Genomic DNA, 26123 nt, shown 5'->3' with positions numbered 1-26123 from the left:
ACTTCGAGCCCGTGGGGTACTTCTACGATCAGGCGATGTGGATCGGGCTGTACTACCCGGATCTCGAGGCCCTGTACCTGCGGCTGTCGGACCTGCGTCCGGCGAAGCTGTACCTGCCGGGAGGCGTCCTGCTGGGAGTGCTGCTGCTGGCGGGACTGACGCGACGTGGTAGAGCTCTCTACGTTCCCCTATCGGTGTTCTCGACCGGGGCTGTCGGCATGGCGCTGGAGCTGGGTCTGCTCTTTGCCTTCCAGGCGATCTACGGCTACGTCTACCATCAGGTGGGGATCATCACCGGGGCCTTCATGGTGGGGCTGGCGGTCGGAGCCTGGTGTGCCGGAGGGCTCGCGGAGCGACTGACAGGCGGTCGTCCCCGGGCAGCCGCCCTTGTGGGAGCGCAGTTGGTACTGGGAGCACTGGCGCTGGCCATGTCGCCTGTGCTGCGTCAGATGGCCGGCGCACCCCAGGCAGGCTGGCCGGCCGATCTCCTCTCCACCTGCGCCTTCCCCGTCCTGACGGCGTTCGTTGGGCTCAGCGTCGGCCTGCAGTTCCCGCTGGCTGTCGCCTCGCGGATCGCGTCGGCATCAGAGCGGGCAACGGCATCCTCGGCAGCCTGGCTCTACGCCGCCGATCTGTCAGGGGCCTCACTCGGTGCGGTCCTGGCCGGTGCGGTCCTGGTGCCCGTGCTCGGGATCGCGCAGACTTGCCTTGCCGCCGCGACCCTTGCCGCTGCGATGGCCCTGCTTCTGTCGGTGCGTCTCCTCAAGCCCTAGCCAGGCTACTGCGCGTAGTCATCCGGGCGCTGCAGGTCCAGATACCAGGAGCCCTTGCCGGGCTGCGTCCCGGTGGTTCGCACCTGCAGGGCCGAGTACTTGGCGCGCCTGTAGTCGTAGGTGCTCTTGCCGCCGCTGAGCATCTCGACACCGTCCACTTCGAACTGGTCCCAGCTTCCGTCGGCCGCCTTCGCAGCCGTGACCTCCACCAGGTTCAGACGCTTGAGGTCTGCCGGCGCAACCTGGAGCGAGAGGGTCTGCCCCTTCTGCGCAGCATCGGCCTTTCCAACCTCCTTGCCGTTGACCGTCACCACGTCCGCCGCGTTGACGTTTCGCAGCCGCAGTCGCAGCTTCACCGGCTGGTCGAGGGGCGAAGGCTCGGTCTTCCCCGTAACGACCAGGAAGGGTTGTCGCTCTACCTCGGGCTCGCCCTTCCCGTAGGCGGTCAGGGTCAGGTCATGGAAGCCATCGGGCAGGGCCGCCGCCTCCAGGTCCGCCGAGAAGGTCCGTGCAAGGCCCTGTGTGGCGAAGCTCGTGATCGTCCTCTGGCTCGTCCCCCACTTCAACTCTACCGACTTCACATCTTCAGCGGGGTCCAGAATCTGCCCTTCGACCCTGACACCTGCTGTCAGGGTGGAAGTGCGTTGCGGCTGCTGGACTGCGATGGAGTACCGGGTTGCCCAGTCGCCAAAGGCGTCCTCGTAGCCGGTGTCGGTAATCCTGACCACGTGGTATCCGAGTGGGTTCGGGCCATAGCCAGAGCCGTGCCAGGCATAGCTGGTCGTCCCACCCATGATCTCCGTCGTGCCTGCGAAGGGCCAAGAGGCGATGCCGTGCCCGTGCCCGCACAGGCCCACGATCACCTTCCGGCCCTGCAGCATCTTCTCCAGCTCAGCCCGCTGCGGCAGCGAGGTGATCGGCTCGTGGATCAGGAGCACCAGCCGAGCGTCCATCGGGAGCCGGTCGAGGTAAGCCTTCACCCAGGCCAGACATTGCGCCGGGATCCCGTACACGCCCTTACCGTTCACGATGTCCGTGCCGTCCAGGGCCAGGAAGCTCACACCAGCGTAGTTGAAGGCGAAGTAGGTTGGCCCGAAGAGCTCACGGTAGGTTGCCTTGCCCCAGCCGGGGCTATCTGGCGAGACCTCCGGCCGGCCGACCGAGACATGCTCGTGGTTGCCGGGGAGGTTGATGAGCGGCGCCTTCAGTCCGGCCACCATCTCCTTGTACTTCGCGAACAGGGCGCGAGCGTCGGCAGCAACCGTGGCCATCGTCGAGTCGACCACCAGGTCACCGGTGTGGACCACAAAGGCGACCGGCAGCGGCAACGCATTGACGGCGGCGACGTAACGCGCCATCTTGTCCGCAATCTCCGGCCGGATGTGCAGGTCGGTGCCCTGCACGAAGCAGAAGGGCACTTTCTGCTCCTGCCTGACCAGCGGGAAGTCGGCTTCCGCCGGGCCGACCTGCACGAGCCTGGAGAAGCCTCGCGGGAACCACGTACCGGAAGGGTTCACGACAAAGACGACCTGCTCACCCTCCGGCGATTCGAGGCTATAGCGGCCGTCGGCGCCGCTCACGACGATCGTGAGGCCATCGCTAACCAGGGCCCCGGCAACGGCTTCCTCCGTGGCCTGGTAGAGGCCGTCGTCGTTCGCATCCAGGAATACACGGCCGGAGATCGTGCCTCCCCAACTCACTACACAGGCGAGGACGAGAAGCAGCGGGAGATATGCGCGCATGGGTGTTGTCCTCCAATCCATGAAACAGGCAAGGTGTCGGGCCTTTCCTCCCGCGTGGCCGTCTCCCCTTCCGGTAGCGGAGGAATCCGTCTCGGTGGGGCGAACAGGTCTGTCATAGGACCACCGCCGGTGCCCCCGGCTCACAAGGAAGAGGTGTAGCCCCGTGTTGTGGCAGACGCCGTCGATGCTCACGGCAGCCCTTGCGCTGCTTTGTGGCACAGCCTGTGCCGATCTCGTCGTCAGCAACTGCGATGATGCCAGGTCCTGGCGTGGCGGGCAGCCGGAAACGGCTCTCGTGAAGGAGGGGACCGGCGCGGTCCGCTGGACGCCCTCCGAGGAGGTCATGCTCTCCTGCTCGGCGATCCCGCACGACTGGAGCTCGGGCAACTGCCTGCAGTTCTGGCTCCATAGCGCCAAGGCGACCGGCTCGACCCTGTGGCTTGTCATCAACTCGGAGGACAAGAGCAAGGAGGGCCCGGACTACTACCTGCTTCAGTTCCCCAACGACTGGACCGGGTGGCGTCATTTCGTGGTGCCCTTCGACGAGATCGGTGTCGTGCGCTCGCCGATCGGGTGGAACAAGATCGACAACCTCGTGCTGCACGCGGCCTGGAACCCTGAGGTGAAGGCGAACCCGGAGGACAGGTTCGTCCTGGATGATGTTCGCGTGCTGACCGGTCCGTCGCAAGGCCCACGCATGTCGGACGAAGACCTCTTCGACGCCCTCGACCTCTCGCGGCCGGGACTGGAGAAGGTCCGCGACGCTGCACAGGCCCGCGATTGGCCCCGTGCCAAGGCAGCCTTTCGTGACTACTTCCTGGCACGCCGGAACGTGAAGTGGTTCCGGACCTGGTGGGAGCGTGCACCTCGGCCTGAGAAGCGCCCGAACACGGGCTCCGCGGACGAGTCCCTGAAGCGCATCTACAGCTTCGACCGCAAGAAGTATGATCTCGGCCCGGACATCGACTGGGCCTCGAACCAGCGCAATGAGGGCGAGGCGGCTACCGTCGAGTGGAACGCTGCCCTCAACCGCCACTTCTTCCTCCCGGTCCTCGCATCGGCCTACGAGCAAACCGGGGAGGAGCGCTATGCGGAAGAGGTTGTCAACCTGATGACGGACTGGGTGCGCAAGTGCCCGGTTCTGATGCTGCGCAGCGGCAACAGCCCTTACCACTACGCCTGGGAGACACTGAACACGGCCTGCCGGGCCGGCGACACCTGGATAGAGGGTCTCTGGCGCACGGCCGATTCGCCCGCGTGGACACCTGATGCGCTGTGTATGGTCGTCAAGTCGCTCGCGGAGCATGCACGACACCTGGTGAAGTGGCCGTCGCGTGGGAACTGGCTGACGGCTGAGTCGAAGGCGGTAACCATTGTCGCCACGCTGCTGCCGGAGTTCAAGGAAGCCGACGAATGGCGACGGATCGGGATTGAACGTCTCTATCGGCAGATGGATGATGAGGTCTACCCCGACGGCCTTGAGAACGAGCTCGCACTCGGCTACAACCTGTGGGTCCTGCGGAACTACTCGGATATCCTGGACCTGGCGATCCTTAACGACCGCCGGGCCGAGATTCCGAGCGACTACCAGGCACGCATCAAGAAGATGTACAACTACCTGCTCTACGCCATGGCGCCGAACGGCATGGTTCCGGGTCTCAACGATTCCGGCAACGCGAACCCCACCAGCTACCTTGAGAAGGCCTTCGCCTACTTCCCGGAGCGCAAGGATTTCCAGTGGGGAGCTACGCGCGGCAAGGACGGGCAGGTGCCTGAGGCGACCTCGTATCCCTTCCCCTATACCGGCCACTACCTCCTGCGCTCGGGCTGGGATAGCCAGGCTCAGTACATGCTCTTCGACGCCGGCCCCTTCGGCTCCGGGCACCAGCATGAGGACAAGTTGAACATCCTGATGCAGGCCCAGGGCCGCGAGTGGCTCGTCGAGGGCGGCACCTACATGTACGACAAGTCCCGGTGGCGCCGCTACGTGCTGTCGACGCGGGGCCACAACACCGCGCTGGTCGATGGTCTGGACCAGTCTCGTCGAACCGTGCGGTCGAGCTTCGTCCTCCCCTATCCCTTCAAGCCGCTCGATAACCCGTGGGTGAGCAACGGCGAGTTCGACTACGTGGCCGGCTCCTACGAGGACGGCTATGGCGACAAGAACGAAGTCAAGGTCAGCCATCGGCGAGAGATACTGTTCGTGAAGCCCGCCTACTGGATCGTCATCGACACCTTCGAGCCCGCCGACAATCAGCCACACGAGTACGAGACGATCTTCCACCTCAGTGCAACCGAGGCCGCCGTGGCGGGGACTACAGTCTCCGCCGAGGAGAGCGGCAGGCGTCTGAGCCTCGTGGGCTTCGGTGACGGCCTGGGCGTGTCGGTGGTCAAGGGCCTGACTGAGGCGCCGGTCCAGGGATGGGCCAACTCACCGTGGCGACCCGTCCCGACGGCGCTGTTCACCAACAAGGCTGCCGGGCGTGTGCAGAATGTCTACGTGCTGTACCCTTCGGACAAGCCCGGCTCGCCCAAGGTCACGGCCGTTGCCGGTGGCGCCAAGGGCTGCCTGCGCCTGGACCTTCCTGATGGTCAGGTCCACTTGCTATCGGTCGCGCCCACCGGGAATGCCGCCCAGCCGATCACTACGGACGCCTCGCTGTGTCTGCTGAAACTCGATCCGAAGGGACAGCCCGGAGGCGTCTTCACGCTCAACGGTACCTACGTCAAGTACGCCGGAGCCGACCTGCTACCGGCCCGCCCGTAGATAAGCAACCCACAGCAGATGCGCCGGAAGGCGTCTGAGACCAGGAGGACTGACAATGGGTATTCGGGAGAAGTTCGACCTTACCGGGAAAGTCGCGGCAGTCACCGGCGGCGCTCGGGGTATCGGTCGCGCCTGCGCCGATGCTCTCCAGGAGATGGGCGCACAGGTTGCGCTCGTCGACATCCTCGAGGACCGCGTGCAGCAGTCAGCGAAGGAGATGGGCAAAGGCACGCTGGGGATCGTTTGCGATGTTACCTGCAAGGCGGCAGTGACGGCCGCCTTCGACCAGATCAGGGCTCACTTCGGGCGACTTGACGTGCTGGTCAACAGTGCAGGCGTCTGCATCTGGAACAAGGCGGAGGACATGACCGAGGAGGAGTGGGACAAGGTCGTGGGCCTGAACCTGAAGGGCACCTTCCTGTGCTGCCAGGCGGCCGGGCGCATCATGATCGAGCAGCGCTCGGGGTCCATCATCAACGTTGCCTCAATGTCGGGCAGCATCGTGAACCGGCCGCAAGGCCAGGTGGGCTACAACTCGTCGAAGGCGGGCGTGATCCAGCTCACCCACAGCATGGCAGCGGAGTGGGCTCAGCATGGGGTACGGGTCAACTGCATCAGCCCGGGCTACACACTCAGCGAGCTGACGCGGCAGTTCTCGGAGTACTTCGGCAACTGGCTGCCCTACATCCCGATGGGACGGATGGCAGAGCCTGAGGAGTTGGTCGGCGCTGTGGTGTACCTGGCTTCCGAGGCAGCCAGCTACACGACCGGCCATGACCTGGTCATCGATGGCGGTTACTCGGCCTGGTAGGCGTCGCCGGAGGACCGGAAGCACCGTGCAGTAGATGCGTGAAGGCGACAGGCCGAGGGTTGGCCTGTCGCCTTGTGTTACCCATGAAGGTCGGCGGCCTAGTACCAGGTGCGGGGCGTTGCCGTTGCAGTGCCGAAGGTGAAGGTCGATAGCATCATGTCCCACAGAGGCCGAATCGTGCCGACCTCGGTACTGGGCGCGCCCATGATGATCAGGAAGGCGTTAGTGCCGTTGAGGACTCCGGCGAGGCGCGTCACGACCGGCTTGCCCTCGGGGTTAGTGCCGGTGAAGTCGCACAGCAGCGCCTCCTGACCGGCGATCCGGCCTTTGCCACTGGCCAACTCCGTGTAGTTCCCCGTCTGCCCGCGCATCTGCCCGAGGACGTTGTTGTACACCTGCTGAAGAGAGGTCACGTTGGGGGCCGGCAGCACTTCCACGGTCCGTGACCCGTTGCTCAGCGACAAGGCCGGACCAGAGGTGGCGGTCGTCGCGGTCCACTCGGGTGGGTGCTTCATGCTGAACCCGCCGAGGGCGGGGGACTGGGCGGTCTTCCAAGTCGCCGGGACGGTCGCGACCGGTGGCGTGGTGCCCGTGGTAGTCGCCGGCGGCACACCTGTGGCGACCGCGCCCTGGCCGAGAAGCTGGGCACGCTTCTGGGCGTACTCCGCCTCGGTGATCACGCCGGCGGCCCGGGCGGCATCCAGCGCCTGGAGCTTCTGCTGGGTTGCCGGATCCGGCTGCGGAGAGAGGGCCCGGATCTGGGCCTCGATCTCGGCCCTCTTGCGGGCGTACTCGTCGTTGGTGAGGATGCCGGCCTGACGGGCGGCCTCGAGAGCGTTTAGCTTGTTCTGCAGGTCCGCTGACGCGGCCGCCCCAAGTGTACTCGCGACCGGAGTTGGAGCGGGACCGGTCGAGGTTGCCTGGCCGGTCGCAAGGCCCTGGAGGTCCAGCGACGCCGGCACCGTCTGGAACCCACCGTTGGCAGCCGCACGCCAGACCTGGCAGCTCGCTCGCGCCGGAGCGACGGACAGGGCCTGCACGAGGCTCGGCACACCGTCGATGGTCTGCCCGCCAACGTCAAAGAGGATGTCGTCGTCTCGGATCCCGGCAGCCGCCGCCCGCGAGCCCGGCGCAACAGCTACCACAAACACACCGGCCCGCTTGCCGGTGGCTGCCGCGATCGAGGCCAGGTCATCCGCGTCTAGCTGCTGAACTGTGAGACCGAGAGCCTGCAAGAGGTTAGGTGAAGTGGCGGGGGTAACACCGCCGGAGACCGGCGCAGCAGCTCCTGCACCGATCTCCAGCCAGAGAGTCTTTGTCGATAGCTCATTCGCGCCGCTGGCCCGCGCCACGACCAGCTTCACGCGGCCTGCCTGGCCCGTGAGAGCTTGGGCGGCCTCCGTCGGTGACGCCACGCCGTGATCGTTCACCGTGAGGAGGATATCGCCGCACTTCACATCGGCGGCCTCGGCCGGGCTCCCCGTCGCCACCAGGGTGACCCGAACCCCGACACGCCGCCCTAGGCCCTGCTCAATGGCGCTGAGCTCAGCATCCGACAAGGCCTGGAAGGTGATGCCTGACGCTTGTGTCCCCTGTGCGATCGCGAGGCCTGAGCAGCACATCCACAGCAAACAGACAGCCACCGTTGCCATGCCGACACGTCCCATCGCACCCACCTCCCGCGACCGGCCCGCATGTGGCCGGCTGCGTGATATCCCCCGTTGGCGCCGTGCAGAGCAGTGCAACCTGTTGTCAGTCGGGGCTGCAAACCCCTTCGCCTATCCCAGTCCTTTGAGCATCTCCTTCACGTACTGCAGGTCCTCACGCGTCTGCTCGATGAGCTCCGGAGTGGTCAGGTCCTTCCAGCTAAAGCTGCCCTGGTACTCGCTGTGGAAGCTGACCGTTCCGTCGAAACCCAACTGCTTCAGATAGGTGAAGGCCTCGGGCAGCGGTGTGATGCCCTGCCAGACCGGCACCAGCTTGCCCCGCCAGCGGTAGTTACCGGCTGCGTCCTGTTCCTGGTAGAGACCGGCGTTCTTGACGCTCACCAGGTTGATCCGGTCGCCCAGCAGATCGAGCCCGAGCTTCCAGCCTGAGCGCGCACCCTCCAGTCCCATGTGGCACAGGTCAGCGTAGGCGCCGATGCAGCTTGGATCGAACTGCTCAATGAGCATGTAGACGACCGGCGCCAGCGCGCTGAGGAAGTCGCCCGAGTGCACATGGATGTTGGCGCTCACTCCATACTTCTCCGCCAGCGCGTTGATTCCCACCAGCTTCTGTTTGGTTTCTGCAATCATCTGGCGCAGGGTGCCGAAGGTGGTGACCTTCCAGTACCCCAGCTTCAGGGCCTTGACGCCGCAGGCGGCCGCGACCTCGAAGGTCGGCTCGGCGGCGGGATCGTCGGCGGACTCCAGGCCCGTGCTGAGCATCGGCACCGAGAGTCCGAGCTCACGCAGGCTGTCGATAGCGGGCTCCAGGTCCTTCTCGACGTTCTCCGGCAGCACATGCCCGCCCGGACGCACGGTGAGGTCGACGCCGTCGAAGCCGAGGTCCTTGATGATCTTGCCGGCGTCGACGATGGAGTGTTCCTGCAGCATCTTCGAGAACATGACGAATTCCATGGTGAAACCTCCTGATGCGCTCTGCGGTCGTCTAGCCGCCCTTGACCTGCCATACGAAGGGGATCTCGGGGTCGTCCCAGGGGCGCCGCAGTTCATCGGGTTCAGTGTAGCGGTAGTGCTCGGTCGGCACGTTCAACACGAGGGCCGTCTCGGTGCCGAGGCAGACCCAGCCGTGCCAGACGCCGGGCGGGATCTGGATCAAGGTGCGGTTGAGCTCGCCGACGACGATGGCCTGCGTCTGGCCGTAGGTCGGTGAGCCCTCGCGTCCATCATACAGGCCGACCTTCACGTTGCCCTGCACACAGCAGAAGTTGTCGGTCTGGACCTGATGCGCATGCCAGGCCTTGACTATGCCGGGGAAGGTGGCCGAGATGTAGCACTGGCCGAACTTGTCGAAGAGCTCGTCGTCGTCGCGCAGGACCTCCATCAGGAAGCCGCGGTCATCCGGGATGAGTTTGAGGCCTTTGGTGCGCACGCCCTCAATCATGGCAGTACCTCGCACAGACAGCTTTGCTTCGACTGCAGGCTACCGCTCAAGGAGCACGTCTCCTAGTCGCCGGGCATCAAGACGCCGACCGCATGGCGGGTGAAGCTGGTCTTGGCGAACTGCTGCAAGGCCTCCGCGGTCACTGCTGAGATCCTGGTCGCGTAGTCCGACTGCTTCGTGTAGTCAAGGCCGTAAAGCGACGCTCGGTTGATCACAGAGGCGGCAGTCACGGCATCCTCCAGGGGCGAGGCGTGCAGATTGATGGCTCGCGTCTTGGCCCGCTTCAGCGCCTCGGGCGACAGCGGCTTCGTTGCGAGTTCCTGGAAGTGCTTGAGAATGCCCGCGCGAACCGCCTCGACGGAGGTGGGCGCCGCTCGTGCAAAGGCGGCAAGATAGGGCTGCCGCTCATAGGCCAGCGGTAGCACACCGACGACGCCGGGGACGGCGTTGCCCAGTCGCTCAGGGAGGCTGAAGACGGTCAGGAGCGACGGGTCAGCAGTCAGTGAGCCCTTTGGCCCGGTGAGCGCTGCGTGGACGATCTCGCCCATCAGGAAGGCGTCCGTGCCGGGTGCACCAACCGGGATACCGACGATGATGACCGCAGTGTCGAGGTCGGGGCTGGCGCCAATCTCGACCCGAGACTCCTTCGGGCCCGGCGTCACCTCGGCAAGACGCGAAACGTCTCGCGGCTTGTAGCTGCCGAAGGACTTCGTGGCCAGGTCGGTGATCTGCTTTGGGGTCAGGGGAGCGACCACGCACAGCGACGAGAGGTTCGGCACATAGTAGCTCTTGTAGAAGGCCTTCACGTCCGCCAGGGTGATCTTCGCACGGGATTCGCTGGTGCCATAGACCGGCTGGGACAGCGGGGTGTCTCCGAGGATGGCCTTGCGGAACAGCGAGAAGGCCGAGGAGGCAGGCGTGTCCGTGCCGCCTTCGCTGCTGCGGTCACGGTCCATGAGGTCCTTCGCGCGGACGATGTCATCTTCGCCCCAGTCCGCCTCAAAGACGGATTGGGCGAGGAACTTGAGCATCTTGTCGAGGTTGGTATCCGTCACCGAAGCGCGGAACTCGACGTAGTCCCACTCCGTCTGGACGCTGAAGGCGGCTCCCTGGCCGCCTTCGAGGCGGAGGTCCAGCAGGTCGCCGCGCTTGCCCATTTCGTCGCGCAGACGGCCCAGGAGGACCTGCTGGGTGAGAGCCCGTAGTCCCGCCTTGGAGGCAGGGACGCGCTCCGGCCCGATCTTCAGCGCCAAGTGAATCCCACAGATGCTGCTGCCGCGGCACTCCACCGGCACAAGGGTCATGCCATTTGGGAGCGCTGCGGCTGAGGCGCCAGGCACAAGCCCGACGGCCTCGGTGAGTGCAAGAACCAGCAATACCACAAGGGCGCGCTTCACGGGATCAGGCGAGCCTCCTTCGATGTTTCCCCACCGGACCGAGGCCGGATGATGACCAGGTTGTACTTCTCCGGGTCCAGACAGGTCTTGGCTACGCGCTGGACGTCCTCAACAGTGACTCGGTCCACCTCCGCCGCGTAGTCCATGGCGAAGCGGTAGCTGTCGATGGCTTCGTAGAAGGCCATAGAGCCGAACTGCGAGGAGTAGCTCTGGCTGTCGAAGGCGTAGCCTGCCTTCAGCACCGCTTTGGCCTTCGCCAGTTCCTCAGCGCTCACCGGGGTGTCGCGGAGCTTGGCGACCTCAGACAGGACGGTCTCGCGGGTCTCGAACTCTGCCTCGGTCTTGGAGATGCAGGTGACGACGAACAGCCCCTGATCGCGCTTCGTGATGAACTCGACCTCGGGCACCGCGGAGACCTGTTCGCGCTCGAGCAGGGCCTTCGTCAGTCGCGAGTTCTCTCCCTCGCCCAGGAGCGTGTAGAGGACGTCGAGAGTGCACACATCGCGCTTGTTGCGCACGTCGACCGCTCGCCAGGCGTAAGTCACAAGGGTGCCACGCACCGGGGCCTTCTCCAGGCGCGTGCGGGGCTCGGTCTGCGTCGGCTCGGGTACAACCACGGGCAGCTTCAGCGAGCGCGAGGGATAGCTCGTTAGGTTGGCCTTTGCGAGGTCGAAGACCGCTTGCGGCGTGACATCGCCCACGACGATCAGCGACATGTTGTTGGGGACGTAGAGAGCCTTGTGGAAGTCGGCGAGGCTCTGGGAGGTGTAGGCCGCGATCCCGTCGGCCGTCCCTGCGATCGGGCGTCCATAGGGGTGCTGTCGGAAGGCGGTCTCCCACAGGAGGCTGTACATGCGCGTCATCGGCTGCGTCTGGGCGTCAAGCAGACGGCGACGGAGCTCCTGAAGCTTCTGGGCCCAGAGTCCTTCATCGAAGCGCGGCTCTAGGGTTGCCTTCACGAGCCGGGGTAGCACCTCGGGGAAGGAGAACGCCGAAGTCGTGCAGCGGATCTGGGTGGCATCGGGAGAGGTGTAGCTATCGAAGGACCCGCCGAGGTCCTCGACATAGTCCTCGAATCGCTCGGAACCTGCCGGCGCCACATCAAACATCATGTAGCGGACCAGGTCGGAGAGTCCACGCTGAGAGTCGGACTCGTAGAGCGGGGAGGCCTTCACGCAGAAGCCGAAGGTGACCAGGCCCCAGTAGGGCTCGTGTTTGACAATCACCCGCAGCCCGTTGTCGAGCGTCATCTCGCTGACGTGGCTGCCGTCCATGATCGGGGCCGCTTCAGCGCAGCATCCGATGACGACGGCTAAGGCGACTACCAGCAAGGGAGGGAGAATGCGCACAGGTCCCATGTCTCCTGTCGGTTGGGGCTCGCAGACGAAGATGGAGGGAACCAGCAGCCTCGACTTACCGGCAGGCTTGATGTTCCTCCCGGAGAAGCCGCTTCAGCACCTTCCCGGTTCCGGAAAGCGGCAACGCCTCTCGGAACTCCACGGTCCGCGGGACCTTGTAGTTGGCGAGGTGGTTCTTGCAGAAGTCGATGACGGTCTGCGCCTCCAGTGAAGCGCCCTCACGTAGCGAGATGAAGGCCTTCACATCCTCACCGCGCAGACGGCTGGGCACGCCGATGACCGCAGCTTCCGCCACTGCGGGCAGACGGAAGAGGACGTCTTCCACCTCTCGTGGATAGACGTTCATGCCCCCCACGATGATCATGTCTTTTTTCCGGTCGCAGATGCTGAGGTACCCGTCCTCGTCGAGCATGCCGATGTCGCCCGTCAGCAGCCAACCGTTGCGGATCGTCTCGGCGGTCGCCGTGGGATTGTGCCAGTAGCCCTGCATGACGTTGGGGCCCTGTACGCAGATCTCGCCCTCAGTCCCTGCCGGCACCCAGTTCATGTCCTCGTCGCAGATGCGTATCGACACCTGTGGCAGGGCTGGTCCGACAGTGCCGACCTTGCGCAGCCCTCTGGGCGGGTTCACGCTGACAACCGGCGAAGCCTCCGTCGGCCCGTAGCCCTCGACGATGTGGGTGCCGTACCGCTCATCGAAGGCATAGAGCACTTCGTTTGGCAGCGCTGCACCACCGGAGGCGCACGCGCGGAGCCCGCTGAGGTCGAAGTTGCGTTCGGTCCTGACCTGCGCCATGACGGCAAACATCGAGGGGACGCCGGCAAGGACCGTGGCTTTGTAGGCGACCACCGTCTCAAGGACGGTCAGAGGGGAGAATTTGGGGACCAGCACGCTCTGTGCGCCGCACATCACCGGCAGAATCATGCATATGGTGGCGCCAAAGGCGTGGAATAGCGGCAGAACCCCGCAGAACACATCGTTATGATTGATCTCGAGCACCTGCTTGCAGCTGCGGGCATTCGCGAGCAGATTCCCGTGGCTGAGCATCGCACCCTTCGGACGGCCCGTCGTCCCAGAGGTGTAGATCAGGACAGCGAGGTCATCTTCGGTGCGCGGCACGACGGGAGCCGGGCCCATTCGCGGCCGCAGGAGCGACTCCCAGCTCTCGACGCCCTCCAGCTTGGATTCGCCGCTGATGATCACGCGCTTGAGACCGGGAGCGCGTAGACGAACCGCCTCCACCACGGGCGCAAGCGCATTAAGGGCCACCAGAGTCTCGGCCCCGCTGTCGTTGACGGCGTGCGCGAGCTCCTCGGGGCCCTGCAGGCAGTGCAAGGGTACGACGGTAGCCCCTGTCTGCAAGACGGCGAAGTAGGAGATGACGAACTGGGGACTGTTAGGGAACAGGATCGCCACGCGCTGGTCCGGGCCGACACCCCCTTCGGCCAAGGCTGCAGCGAGAGCACCCACGGCTCCTGCGAGTTGGGCGTATGTGAAGGTCCTGTCATCGATTGTCAGTGCCGGTCGATCGGGGTAGCGCGATACGGTCGCGCCAAGGCACTCAGTTAAGCTATGAGAGACGGCGACGCCCATTGGACGCTGGCCTCCGGCCCGCTTCGGTAGGCCTCAACAAGAGGCAACAAGCCGACCCAAGGGGCCAGCATACTGCCGGCGCCCAGTCTGCAAAGCGACGCGCCGCAGTGTCGGTCTCAGGATACACCAACCTAAAGGAGGGCGTCAACGTTGGCGTGGCAGAGGAAGCTCCTGCCGACTGGTTCTCAGCCTTCGGTGGGGTCATGGGATCCGACGCTGCCTGGTCGCTTCACCTGCAAGGGACGAGGCTGAGGAAGGGGATCGACACGGTAGCGATAGGCCGCGTTGAGTCTGCGGATCACCACCTGCCCTGGGGACGGGTTGTGGCGCACGAACCAGTCGAAGTCACTGCGGCCGTAGCGCGCGTCCGACCAGCGACGCAGCTTGACGAAGTCATAGACCATGCCGTCGGTCCCGACGATCCCGACGTGGGAGCAGGAGGCATCGGTGGGGGCATACCAGGGGGAATGTCGAACACTGACGACGTCGCCGGGCTGAACTGCCATGCCCGGGGTCCAGTCGCTCTCCTCCCATAGCCTACGGTCTTCGCCCAGGAGGTGCTGGTCGGACCCGCGCCGGAAACGGGCCCTGACGCCAAGGCCGTCGTCAATCGCGCAGGCCACGAAATCAGAGCAGTCGTTCCCCCAGTAGCCCTTCCGCAAGCCGAGGACGAACTTGCCCATGGGTTTCGCCTTGTAGAGACGCTCCGCTGCGCGAGCGACCTCCCAGTTGCGGGGCTTGTCCCCCGGATGGCAACGGAGAAACTCTCTCCTCGCCCACTCCTCGTAGGACGCGCCCGCGGCAGGAGGTCGGCGCTCAGGCCACCAGTGCGGGCCAAGGCGCTGCAGCGTCGCAGCAGCCAGCACAAGGAGCGCGAGCACCATCGGAAGCGCACAGATCAGTCGGCGGTAGCGTGTTCTCATAGCGAAGCTCGAAGCGCAAGGCGTCCTGCGATCCTCGGGGAGACAGGAGAGAGACGCCTCGCGGTCACGATCCTGCAATTGGTGGGCCGCTCATGGACCGCAAGAACCGCCGCGAGGCGACCACTAAGGCCGCCTCGCGTACCTATCCTTGGGGGCACCCGATGGCGGGGCCTCAGGCTAGAAGGTCTGGCCGAAGCTGAAGTGAGCCTGGCTCCCCTCATCGCCCCAGCCGAAGTCGAGGCGTAGCGGACCAAGCGGCGTGTCGACCCGCATCCCGACGCCGGCGCCAACGTGAGAGCTGAAGCCCTCATCCTCGGCGGTCACCGTGAAGCCGGGGACCGGCGTATCGAAGCGTCCACCGAAGGCATCGCCTGCGTCGACGAAGCCCACGATGCTGAGGCTGGCAGATAGAGGATGGCGGTACTCGACCGTTCCCAGGAGCATACGCTTGCCGCGGAACCGGTCCTCCTCGTAGCCACGGAGGGTGTTCGCGCCACCGACGCTGTAGGACTCGAAGAGCGGGAGGTCACCGATGCTGATGCCGCCCATGACACGCAAAGCCAGAACGTCCTTCTCGCGCACGGTGTAGTATCGCCGGTGCTCGCCCTGCACTTTCCGGAAGGAGGTCTCGCCGCCGAAGAACGACCCGGCAACCTCGGCCGAGAAGGAGCTGTAGGCCCCACGGGTGGTGTTGCTGCGCGAATCCCGGAGGTCGTTGGTGTAGCCGAAGGTCAGACTGCTCAGGCGTCCGCCCGGATGCAGCGGGGCAGCGACAACGAGTGGTCCGTTGATGTCGCCCGGCTCGGGGGTGTCGGGCAGTAGGTCCGGGTTGTCCACCGGTACGTCCGCGTAGTCGGTGTAGTTGGTGGACTGGGTGTCAACGCCCGTCGTAGAGACAGGAGCGAGGGTCCGCGTGCCCTGGAAGTAGGAGCTGGACACCTTCTCGCTGCGGAAGCGGAGCGAGACGCGGTTGCGCCCTTCCTCATCGAGCGGTCTCGAGAGCCGGATACTCCCGCCCTCTCGACGCTCGTCGAACTTGTCGTTGGCGGTGCTCACCGCCGCGCCACCGACAAACTGCCTGCGCCGTTCCGTGTCGAAGATGCTCAGTTCCAGCGAGGTGCCTTTCTCGTCCCAGTAAGGCTCGACGTAGCTGACATCATAGCTGGTGCGCCCGAAGAGCTCGCAACTCACGCTGGCCTTCTCGGCCTCTCCGCGGAAGTTGTTCTCCTGCCAGGAGACCATCATGACGAGGTTGTCGAGGTTGCTGTAGGCCAGGGCCAACTGCGCCTGACCGGTCCGGCCCTCCTCGATCTTGAACTCAATGATGACGCCGCGGACCGGGTCTACCTGGCCCTGCAGGACGTCAGAGGTCACGTTCTTGAAGATGCCCAAGTCGTAGATGCGATGGATGTTCTCGGTTACGCGCCTGTCCTGGAACAGCTCACCCGGCTTCAGGTTGATCTGCCGCTTGACGACATGCTCCTTCGTGCGCTTGAGGCCGCTGATCTTGACGGCCTCGACACGCGCCTCTTCAATCACGAAGGTGAGCACGCCGAAGTTGTCCACCTCGGCTCGGCTGACCTGCGCGAAGTAGCCTGCCTTGGTGTAGGTCTCCTGGATGCGCGCGGCGTCGCGCTCAGCGAGCCGGTTATCGACGAGGCCGCCGGGCTGAGACTTGATGATGCCCAGCAGCTTCTCGTCGGACATCACAGTGTTGCCGACGAAGAGGATCTTCTCGATGCGCTTCTTCTCGACCACGGTGATGATGACCTGTACCCCGGTCGGCGTCACTCGCTGCGAGATGGTGACCTTATCGTAGTAGCCCTGCTTGGCGATCTCTTTCTCCGCAGCCGCGATCTTCTCGGGCGTGAGCGTCATCCCGACGGCGAGGATTCCCTTCACCACATCGCGGACGAAGTCGGCGGACACATAGCCCGCGCCGTCGACCCTAACCTCGGAAATCAGGGGCGCCGCAGTCTGAGCCTGCGCGAGTCCTCCCAGCATTAGGAGTCCGACAAGGGCAGTAAGCAAGGGTGCATACAGCAGACGCATTGTCCTCATGGACACGCTCAATCTCCTGGGAACTGGCTCCAGCGTGGCGGCGATGATGTGCTACGAAGATATGGACGGTCTGGAGCTCTGGTTCAGAACGCAATCGTAGGGCAATTCCCCATCATCGCGACCGACACCTGCGTGGGGTTTGCGGTCTCTGCAGACGGCGGCGTTGGCCGCTGCGACCTACAGATCCTCGTCAAGGTAGTCGGTGAGTGCTCGGCGCAAGACACTGCGTGCGCGGAAGAGGCGAGACTTCACCGCCTGGACGCTGCAGCCTACCACTTGGGCAATCTCCTCGTAGGAGAGGTCCTCATAGTCGCGCAGGATCACGACTTCCTTGTATTCGGCGCGGAGGCCGGTCACTTCACAGGCCAAGACTCGTTCGAGTTCGGTGTTCTCGGCCGCACGTCCCGGCGCGTGACGCCAGTCCTCGACCTGCCGGGTCATCTCGTCCTCGTCCACCTCGACCGGTGCATCCAGCGACGGTCCCTCAACTCCCCTGCGGCGACGCCGACGATCGAGGCGGTTTTTGGTGAGGTTCACGGCGATCCGGTACAACCAGGTGTAGATCTGGCTCTCGTGCCGGAAGCTGTCGAAGGCACGATGCGCATTCACGAAGGTATCCTGCGTGAGGTCCTCGGCCTCCTCGCGGTCCTCGATCATGCGGTAGATAACGTTGTAGATGCGCTGGTAGTACCCCTCCACGATCTTGGAGAAGTCGCGGAGGTCGGTGTTGCTTTCCACGTGGGGAGCCCACCCCGGGCGGGTAGCCGAGTCGTATCCGCGGCGGGGGGTGACAACATCCGGGCACCGTGTCATGTCGGGATCCCGTTCCTCACAGGCTCCCTCCGCATCGGATGCCGCCGACGCTGTGTACCTTTGACAATCGCCCTTCGCCACGGTTGCGCCCTGTGCGTCTTTGTGGGTCACCGAAGGGTCGGAGCACCTAGGGACTGCCCCGACCCATCAGGTCATACGTCAACTTGATACGGCTCTCGTTCCGTTCATTGGTAGTGTACGCCACATGCACGCGGTTTTTCAAGCGGTACGCCAGGCTGAACTGATAGCGGTCGTCTCCGGCAGCGCCCACGTGGTGCTGATAGGAGGCCAGGAGGTCCTTCACCACGTACTTGCCGAGGCGGAACTCAAGTTCCTGATCGAACCCGAAGCGGATGTCGAACTCCGACAGCCCCAGGACGCGCATCAGTTCACTTTCGATGGGCTCGAAAATGGTCGCACGGAACCCGGCGGTGAGGAGGTTGAGCGCCTCTTGGGAAACGGCAGTGTCGCCACCCTCCGTCTGACCGACCAGGCCGCCCAGGGGTTCCGCACCCAGCATAGCGATGATCTGCTCTTCGCCCAAAGGCGGCTCGGACCAGACACGCACCCGGAGGTCGCTCGGGAGCTTGCCCTCGACTGCGATGTGCGCCAGCAGCGGTGTATCACCCCAGCCCGGCACCTCGGCGTTGGTGATCAAGCGTTGGCCCTGGATGTTGACGTCGCCGGTCAGCTCCAGGGGCATTCTGTCCTGCTGAAGGGCCTTCGGCACCGGCGTCAGGGCGTAGGTGATGCTCGCCGTCTTGACCTGTATCATGCCGGCGGGAACACGGATCGCCCCTTCCGGGGCCCGCAGGCTGCCGATGATTCGCGGAAGCTGCGGAGTGCCGGTGATCTTCGCTGCCGGTCCGGTCGCCAGGGGGACCGTGACACCCATCCCCCGCAGCAAGACGGAGGCCCCCACATTCAGTGCAACGTTCATCACGGGCGCCGGGAGGCGGCTCGACAGGCCAAGGTACCGCGGAGCCTCGGCCATCTTCGGCGGCGCCAGCGCGAGGTCGGCCTGCGAGAGGGCCATGGTCCCGTCGAGATGAGCCTGCTTCTCCGGCCCGCCACCCTCCGGGGGGCTATCGAGACGGTGGAGGCGGATCGCCCCGTTGAGCTTGCCCCGCATCTGCCGACCGTAGCGCAGGTCGGCGTTGTCGCTCACGAGGCCCAGATCGAACTCATTCGTATCCAGCTTACCTAACAACAGGTTGGTGAGCTTGCCGGTTCCAGTCAGCTTCACGTGCCCTGCACCCATCTGCGTGGTCAGGTCATGGAAGACAAGATCGTGGATCCTCGGGCCTGTCTCCCCCGCCTGGCGAGGTCGGGTGTTGAAGCCGACGGAGCCGGCGACCGCACCGACAGACAATCCATAGACGTCGGTGATCTGGTCATTGCTCAGAACGAGCTCGCCATGGAACTCATTGTCGGCCAACTCGTCCGCGCCGAAGTGGTCGATTACGGCGGATCCGTCGTGCAGGGCGAGCTTGACCGTGCCCCACTGAGCCTGCGCCTTCTCGACGGTCGCGCGGTTGTGGCCACCGGTGCGCTCCAGGGCTATCGCGACCTGCGTACCATCGATCGCGCGCTGCCAACCGGGGGCCCGCAGATACCCGTCAGCGATCTCCAGGCGGCCGTTCACCGCGGGCGCCGACCAGATCCCGGTGACGTTGAGCCGGGCCTTCACGTTGCCCCGAGCCTGGAGTTGCGACCACACGGTTGGTTGTGCGGATCGTGGCCCGCTTGACTGGCTCCGGGCGATCTCGTCGAGGATGGGCGGGAAGAAGCCCAGGTCGAGGTCTGCCAATTCGGCCTGGTAGCTGACCGGACCATCCGGCGGAATCCACGGTTTGTGCCAGGTCCACGGAAGGGAGCCCGACATGGACACCTCGCGGGCGATCCGTGTGCGCTCGGTCTGGCCCGCTGCCTGCACCTCCTCCGAGCGCAGGAGGCGAGCACGGGTCACCCGAAGCGCGCCCTCGGAGAGCTCGATGAGGGGAACGTTGAGGACGTCAAAACGCGCGCCGGCGTAGGAAGGCCTCATCACGTCGAGGCTTCCCTTGACGGTCGGCGACTCAGTGCTCCCGGCGGCGACCAGAGTGAAGGTCGCCGTGCCGCTAATCGGCAAAGGTGTCGGTAGCCACTCACGCCACATCGGAAGGTCGATGTCGGCTCCTTCGACGGACACGTTCACCCTTCGTGGGGAGGCGTCGGGTGTTGCCTGCCCCTCGGCGGCGGGCAGGTCAAGATCGCCGGTGACCGTCAGGTACTGACGGCCGTCCTGAGCCTCGGCCTCAAGATCGTAGAGGCGGCGGGCAGCGAGGTCGGCCCCGAGCCGGACGCGCATCTCCTCCGGCAATGCTCTGCCGTCAAGGCGGGCATCCCACAAAGTCACGCCGGCCTGGCAGTGGAGCGCCGTCAGTGGACCCGCCAGGTGCACACGACCCAGCAGTCGTCCCTCGGTACGAAGACCGAGACGTCGGAGACGCTCCGAGACCGGCAGACCTGGAGGCTCGGAAGCCCCCGGCGTGCTCCCCGGGCCAATCCCAAGGGCGCGCCGAGACATGCGTTTCTCGACGGCACCCACAACGGGAGCCGAGAAACGTAGCAGCCATCCGAGCTCAGGGAGCGCGGTCAACTCTCGTGCTGTGGGCTCGGTTCCACGCCGGACCCGCTCCTCGCCCGCCACACGGAGAACCGCATCGAGAAAGCGAGACCGGATGTCGTAGGAGGCCTCGACAGTCACATAGCCGGGCACGCCCGGTAGGCCCATCTCCGGGGTTGTAGTGTCGGCGCGACGGATCTTGGTCGCGTCCACGCGGAGCACATCGTCAAGGAACTGTGCGCGGCCGGAAATGGGCTGCAGATCTTCACTGCCGACACGTCCACCGTCGACCCGGAAGGTCACCGCACTGCGCGGCTTGCTGTCACGAGAGCCCCAGACCGTGATCTGTGGCAGGGACACGACGCCCGCGATGTCCTGACCGAGGTCTTCGACATCCGGCAGGTCCTCCAGCGAGACCCCGGTCATACTGCCGGCAAGGGTGTAGACCCCGCGGGAGTAGACGTCATCGACACGCCCGGTCAGGGTCAGAGCGCCTCCATACCCGCGAGCGGAGCCTTCTGTCAGCAGCAAGGTGTCGCCGGAGAGGGTGAAGGGCAGATTCGCCTCGTCGAGGAGGAAGTCGCCCACGCGCCAGGTGTCGGCGTGAAGCATGCTGGTCAGGACTGGACGGCGCAAGGAGCCGCTTGCCGCACCGGTCAGGGAGAACCAGCCGTCGGTGCTAAGGCCCGGGCTGATCAGCGGCGCAAAGCCCTCCGCCGGTCCGAAGGCGCGCACAAGGGCGCTGCGGATCCGCCCGTCGGGTGCCAGCCGCTGGGGCTCCTTACCGGATCGCAGTGAGAAGCCGTCGACCCGGCCGTCGGTGAGGCCCAGCACGGCCTGTCCCGAGGAGAGCAGCAGCCGTGGTACCGACAGCGTGCCTCCTCGCCGGTCGAGGCGGCCCGTCAGGGCATCAGCATGCCGGTCCTCGTAGGCCAGGTCGAAGGCCTGGAGGGACAGCTTGACGTCGGGATCACCCAGCGAGCCCTGAAGACTTCCGCCGGCGTAGAGCCGACCCGCTACGGGCTCGACAGAGGTCCCTAAGGGTAGCTTGCTCAGGTCGAACTCCGCCGCGGCCAACTCGAGGTGCGCGACAGGTCCACCGTCAGGTGAGGAGGCTTGCTCCGACGGCCGGGACTTCTCAGGCCACTGCAGAGAACCGCGGACACACACCTGTCCGGGTCCGTCACTGAGTTGCAGAAGGGCGATCTGAGCCGCGCGCCCCTTCCCGGTGGCAATCAGACGGGCGCTGTCGAAGGACTGGCCCTTCACCACCGGCGATTTCACGTTGACCTCGACCCCGTAACCTTCGGTCTTGTCCCCATAGGTGCCGGTGAAAGTCGCGGAGACCTCGCCCCCAAGAGTAAGTGAGGCCGGGAGCAGCCCGCCGGTCTGGAGCGTGTCCAGTTTGGCGCCCTCCAGACGGGCAAGGCCCTGTACTCGGAAGCCCTCGGGCGATCCGAAGGGTGCCTCGCCACGAGCCGTGAGCTTCCCATGAGCGATCTGACCTGCCGCGTTGACAACCTGCACCTTGTCCTGGGAAAGGGCAAGCTGGGCGGCGAAGTCCTTGATCGGGACGCCCAGCAGGTCGGCTTCGGGCACTTCCACCATCCCGACGCCCTCCAGGTCCGCGCCGGTCACGAGGCTGAGGCGTGTCTGTGCCGAGGCTGCTGATGAGGACGGCAGGGCCGCCTCAGCGGCGGTCGTCTCCTGGATACCCGGCTGTCGGGCTGTCACTTCGGCGCGGATACTCGGCTCGGCGAAGCCCAGCACGGAACCGACGACGTCGAGGTCAGTGACCTTGACGACGCCAAGCTCGCCAGCGTGGACGAGGTTCTCACCCGAGGCCTGGAGTCGGAACTCGGCATTCGCGTTCCGTATCGAGCCACACAGCGAGGTGTGCAGCCTGGCACCGTCCATGAGCTTAATCGAGTGCCAGCGACTTCGCTCCTTCGGCGGGAGCAGGTTGACCAGGTCCGAGCCCTGCGCGGCCTCCAGGTCAAGGCTGAGCGAGAGAACTGGATCGGAGAGGTCGAGGACGCCTCCGGCGGCCGTTCCGGTCACGCCACCCCAGGCCACTTGCAGCTTCTCCGAGCTGACACCCTCCGCACCGGCCCTGAGAGGTCCGCTGAAGTGAACCGTCTCGTCCGTCAGCCCCGGGAGACGGGCCTGTCCATCACGGGCGTCGCAGCGAATCGCCCAGGTAAACTGCTCGTCACCTGTGCCGGGACGTCCGTAGGCAGAGGCCGTCACGTGGTCTGCTCGGGCGGTGACCGTACCCTCGCTCGCGGGGAGGACCAGGCCGCCCAGGAGCCCGAGGTCAGCTTCCCGCGCCGTCGCCTTGAGGTCGAGCCAACCGTCGACCGGGTCGTAGCTCCCCTGGGCCAGGGCATCCGCAACCACGCCGCCGTTACCACGGACCTGCAGCGAGCCGCGGAGGATACCCAGCTTGTCCGTCTGCACACTTCCGGTGACCGCGCTGACCTCACCGAAGGAAGTGCCGGAAGGACCTTGCATCTTGACGGCCCGCAGGGGGAAGCCGCCGACGCTGAGGTAGCCGTGAGGTGAACTCGCCAGGGCGATCTGCACGCCGTCCAGCTTCGCCGCTCGAAGGCGTCTCGCGAAGGACTGCCCGGCCGAGGAGGCGTCGAAAGAGAAGTCGAGATGGACCTCGTCGGCCTGCGCCAGCCGCTGTCCATCCGGTGCCAGGCTCTCAAGGCCGTGCAACCACAGGTTGCTCGCCAGGTCGGTCTCGAAGCTGGTGCGCAGCCGAGCCTGTCCGGTCTCGCTGGTCAGGACGCCGGATAGCTTGCCCTCCGGCTTGAGCCAGGTCTCGATGGGCCCGCCGACACGCCCCACAGCTTGGACTTGCCCGTCGACCTGCTGCAGCGAGAAACGAATCGGGCCTTCCTCGCCGAGGAGCGCGTCATCCTCAAGCGATAGTGAGCTGTTGCGGACGGTGACCCTCGTGTTGACCACACCCGCAAGACGCACCGGCGTTGCAGGCTTGCCCGGTGCTGGTCGCACCCGCAAGGAGAGGAACTCGGGAGAGACGATGACACCGCGGCTGTCACGCTTGATCGAGCCGCCCAGGCCGTCCACGGTCAGCGCACGCACCACGGAGACGATTGGTGGTGAGGAGGCGAGCAGGTACTGCAGGTCGGTCTCCATCGACAGGCTGCGAGCCGCCAGGACAGGCTCCTGCACCCCGCTCTGCACCACCCGCAGGCCACGGAGAGCGATCTCGCCCTCCAAGTCGCCCCGAAGGTCGGCCTCAGCCTCCTGGCCCGGCGTGGACAGGTGAACCTGGGCACTGAGGCTGCCACGCGGACGCTGAGTCGGCGTCTGGCCGGCTGCCCCGACGGTGCTGAGGTCCACGTCAAGGTTCGCATCCTGGAGGCTTGCGATCAGCGGCCCGACGTCCAGCAAGGCCTCGTCGCGGTAGACTAGCCGGCTGTCTCGGGCCACGACTCGCGCCCGCAGGCCGGTCAGGTCAACCCCTTCAGCACCCGAGCGCGTACGCAAGCCAAGGTCCTTGCTCACCGCACTGACGGCACCAATCTTGCCCGCCGCGTCGCGACTAAGCTGCCCCTCAAGATGGTCGCAGGTCACCTGACGCAGGTGCTGCGGCCAATCCTGGCCCTGCAGCACCGGCCCCAGATCGTAGGCCAACTGAAGACGGGCTGACCGCAGGTGCTCGCTCTCGGTGCTGGAGTCGCCGGAGGAGGCGAAGCTGAGGTCCTCGACCGTCGCCGAGCGCGAGAGGTCTGACGACACCCGGGCAGCCGCCTTGAAGCTCTCCCCCGCGACCTGCAGATCGCCCTTGAGGAACCCACAGTCACGGGTTTGGCCGTCTTGCTGCATGGCGCTCCAGGCTGCCAGGTCCCAGGCGCCATCCAGATTCCCTGCCTGCGCCTGAAGGGGCGTCCGGCGCCCCCGCGAGTAGTCGGTGTACTGAAGGGATGACCGCGTGAGGCGCAGCTTCGTGTACCGAGTGGCAGGACCCTTTTGCTCGGCCGCGGAGGTGAGACGCAGGCCCTGCGCCAACTCGAGGGTGCCGTCCGGCGACCTGACCACGTGCGCACGGAGGCCGTCGGCAGACACCGAGGCCAGAGGCGAGGTGAGGTCACGATCCCGCACCATCGCCCCTAGATCGTAGTCGGCCTGAAGCTGGTCGGCACTCACAGCGGTCTCGTCAGTCTCCGGCTTGCGAACCCGAAGCTGCGCGACCTGCAGGTGCCCCGTCACGTCCGTGTCGATGGAACCCGCGCCCTGGAAGACCCCGTAGTGCCCTACCAGGAACCCCGTGAGATGCCCTGCGGGGCCTGCCTTCTCGCCCTTGAGTGCGGCCTGCAGGGTCGCAAGATCAAGCTCTCCATCAAGGCCGGACCCGCCGACCGTCACGCCGCCCTTCACGTCTAGCGCCTCGTCGGTGTAGAGCAGGTTCGCCTGATGCAGCACCAGGGCGCCGCCCACACCGACAGCTTCCGTGGTCCCAGGTCGCCTCTCGCCTCCACCCCTGCCCAGGACCCGCAGCAACTCCAGTTTGCCGCTCTCCTCGCGCCGGAGGTTCGCCTGCAGGTCCCAGGCCTCCACGCGCTTGAGCTCGCCTAACGATCCTTTGCCGAGAAGCCAGGAGGAGAGCGGAGCCTCGATGGTTGCTTCTGGGCACGAGAGGAGGGTGCGCGCCGGCTGCTCGGCACGACACTCGAGGGAGGTGAGCCTGGCGGCGGTGGCAAGGTCGGTGCGCAGGGCGCCTGTCACTTGGGCGTCCGCTGAGGCCAACCGCAGCGACGCGCTCAAGGTCCCCGGGTCTCGCGGGATCCCGGTGCGTCGCGCTTCCCACAGGGCAGCGAAGTCCAGCGCCCCGTTCACCGCAGCGGCCTGGACGTCGGCGAACAGCGGGTAGTCTGCGAGGCGTCGCGGATCACGGTAGGTGACGGCGCCATCGACAACGGTCAGCCGGTGGACAAAGCGATCCAGGGCCCAGTGGTCGCCCGTCTCCGCTGAGGTGCCACCTTGCACGCCGCCGAGCAAGGCCCAGCGTCCCTGCTCATCCAGGGAGATGGTAGCCTCTGGTTGCTTCAGGTAGACGTCACCGATCCCGTCGAGGCCAGGGCTGTCCGAGAGGAGAACTCTGGGGTCAAAGCTCGCGGTGCCCTCGACGAGACTCACGACCGGCTCAGCAACGCCCTTGCTCGTGACAAGAACCCTGGACAGACCGGCACGACCGCTCAAGTCCACGTCGAAGGAGCCGCCGCCGGACTCGCTGCCCCTGGTGAAACTCACAGCGCCCTTGAGGCCGCCGGGAGCGGCGGCTTCCCGGCCCTCATGGAGCAGCGCAAGGCGATCGCAGTACACGTCGCCGGAAGTCCCGGAGAGGGCCACCTGCAGGGGCTCAGGCTGAAGCGAGAGGTCCTCGTAGGTTCCCGATAGCGCGTCGGCATGGAGGTGAGCGGTCAGGCCGCCCAGGAAACGAGGTTGGCGCGGTGACTGGGCCTCGCCCCGAGGCAGGTAGGCGGAGAGAAGGGCCGGCAACTCCAGGCTTCGGTCTGCCAGTCGCCGAGCCTGCACCCACACACTGCCCAGTGATACCTCGTCCAGCGCCGCGGCCACATCTCCCCTCTCCTCCAGGGCCGCCGGCGCGTAGCCGACTCTCCCCTTGTCGAGGGTCAGGACGGGCAAAGGTCGCCCAGCCTGGGTAAGGCTCACCTCACTGCAACGAAGCTCCTGGTCCAGAGACCAGTCAAAGCTCCCCGCAAGCGTCTCCTCGGCTCGCTGAGCCCTGAGCTGGCCGGTGACACGGCCCACGGCGGGTTGGTAGCGTCCCTGGCGAGCAGCCCAGAACTTGGCGAAGTCCAGGTCTGCCTCTGTCTGCGCCACGGAGACCTCCGTGGTTGCTCCCGGAAGGGCGTAGTCAACCACATGCAGCGACCCGCCCTTCACCAGCACTTGCGCAGTGAAGTCGGCGGCCGTCCCCGCGCGACTCTGCTGTCCTTCGGTGATGGCGCGAGGCGGCGTCCCCGCGAGGGTCCAGTGGCCGTCCGCGTCGCGCACCAGGTCGGCATAGGGCTCCAGGAGGTCGCAGCGCTTCAGAGCGGCCTGTCTCGGAGTGGTACTCGACAGCAGCCCGGCGAGGTCGTAGGTCACGTCAGCGCGCTGCGCCGAGGC

At 65.7% G+C, this 26123-nt stretch carries 14 protein-coding genes; 3 read left to right on the top strand and 11 right to left on the bottom strand.

Annotation, left to right across the window (positions count from 1 at the left end; translation table 11 throughout):
* Positions 1 to 773, top strand: a 773-nt coding sequence (locus ABFE16_09700; GenBank protein MEN6345573.1) for a hypothetical protein, incomplete at its 5' end; no start/stop codon positions are given.
* 5 nt (positions 774 to 778) lie between these two features.
* On the opposite strand, the gene ABFE16_09695 is transcribed toward ABFE16_09700, so the two are convergent.
* Positions 779 to 2515: a metallophosphoesterase gene (locus tag ABFE16_09695; protein MEN6345572.1), complete on the bottom strand. Its 1737-nt coding sequence runs from the start codon at positions 2513 to 2515 to the stop codon at positions 779 to 781.
* 163 nt (positions 2516 to 2678) lie between these two features.
* On the opposite strand from ABFE16_09695, the gene ABFE16_09690 reads away from it, so the two are divergent.
* Positions 2679 to 5282, top strand: coding sequence for a heparinase II/III family protein (locus tag ABFE16_09690; protein MEN6345571.1), 2604 nt, complete (start codon positions 2679 to 2681; stop codon positions 5280 to 5282).
* A 55-nt stretch (positions 5283 to 5337) separates the two neighbouring features.
* Positions 5338 to 6093 carry an SDR family oxidoreductase gene (locus ABFE16_09685; protein MEN6345570.1) on the top strand — a complete coding sequence of 252 codons (756 nt, stop codon included), beginning with the start codon at positions 5338 to 5340 and terminating at the stop codon, positions 6091 to 6093.
* A 98-nt stretch (positions 6094 to 6191) separates the two neighbouring features.
* Here the strand turns inward: ABFE16_09685 and ABFE16_09680 are convergent, their stop codons facing one another.
* The 10 genes from ABFE16_09680 to ABFE16_09635 form a co-directional block, all read right to left on the bottom strand.
* The gene (locus ABFE16_09680) at positions 6192 to 7760 is read right to left on the bottom strand and encodes a PDZ domain-containing protein (protein MEN6345569.1); all 1569 of its coding nucleotides are present in this window, start codon (positions 7758 to 7760) and stop codon (positions 6192 to 6194) included.
* 111 nt (positions 7761 to 7871) lie between these two features.
* Positions 7872 to 8714: a TIM barrel protein gene (locus tag ABFE16_09675; GenBank protein ID MEN6345568.1), complete on the bottom strand. Its 843-nt coding sequence runs from the start codon at positions 8712 to 8714 to the stop codon at positions 7872 to 7874.
* A gap of 31 nt (positions 8715 to 8745) precedes the next feature.
* Positions 8746 to 9201 carry a dTDP-4-dehydrorhamnose 3,5-epimerase family protein gene (locus tag ABFE16_09670; GenBank protein ID MEN6345567.1) on the bottom strand — a complete coding sequence of 152 codons (456 nt, stop codon included), beginning with the start codon at positions 9199 to 9201 and terminating at the stop codon, positions 8746 to 8748.
* A gap of 62 nt (positions 9202 to 9263) precedes the next feature.
* Positions 9264 to 10598 carry a pitrilysin family protein gene (locus ABFE16_09665; GenBank protein MEN6345566.1) on the bottom strand — a complete coding sequence of 445 codons (1335 nt, stop codon included), beginning with the start codon at positions 10596 to 10598 and terminating at the stop codon, positions 9264 to 9266.
* A complete protein-coding gene (locus ABFE16_09660; GenBank protein ID MEN6345565.1) occupies positions 10595 to 11947 on the bottom strand; it encodes a pitrilysin family protein in 1353 nt (450 codons plus the stop codon). Before ABFE16_09660 ends, ABFE16_09665 begins: the two co-directional genes overlap by 4 nt.
* 64 nt (positions 11948 to 12011) lie before the next feature.
* Entirely contained in the window at positions 12012 to 13550 is a 1539-nt protein-coding gene (locus ABFE16_09655; protein MEN6345564.1) for a long-chain fatty acid--CoA ligase, read from the bottom strand.
* A 185-nt stretch (positions 13551 to 13735) separates the two neighbouring features.
* Positions 13736 to 14473 carry a hypothetical protein gene (locus ABFE16_09650; GenBank protein MEN6345563.1) on the bottom strand — a complete coding sequence of 246 codons (738 nt, stop codon included), beginning with the start codon at positions 14471 to 14473 and terminating at the stop codon, positions 13736 to 13738.
* Between the two features lie 177 nt (positions 14474 to 14650).
* Positions 14651 to 16534, bottom strand: coding sequence for a BamA/TamA family outer membrane protein (locus ABFE16_09645; protein MEN6345562.1), 1884 nt, complete (start codon positions 16532 to 16534; stop codon positions 14651 to 14653).
* A gap of 177 nt (positions 16535 to 16711) precedes the next feature.
* Positions 16712 to 17272 (bottom strand): sigma-70 family RNA polymerase sigma factor, encoded by a 561-nt coding sequence (locus ABFE16_09640; protein ID MEN6345561.1) that lies wholly within the window; start codon positions 17270 to 17272, stop codon positions 16712 to 16714.
* Positions 17273 to 17474: 202 nt separating this feature from the next.
* Complete coding sequence (locus tag ABFE16_09635) at positions 17475 to 26102, bottom strand: translocation/assembly module TamB domain-containing protein (GenBank protein ID MEN6345560.1); 8628 nt, start codon at positions 26100 to 26102, stop codon at positions 17475 to 17477.
* Between the last annotated feature and the right edge of the window lie 21 nt (positions 26103 to 26123).

It is taken from the genome of Armatimonadia bacterium (assembly GCA_039679385.1).
Lineage (GTDB): Bacteria > Armatimonadota > Zipacnadia > Zipacnadales > JABUFB01 > JAJFTQ01.
Note: the sequence above shows the minus strand (reverse complement) of the source record. Positions and strands in the feature narration are given on the sequence as shown.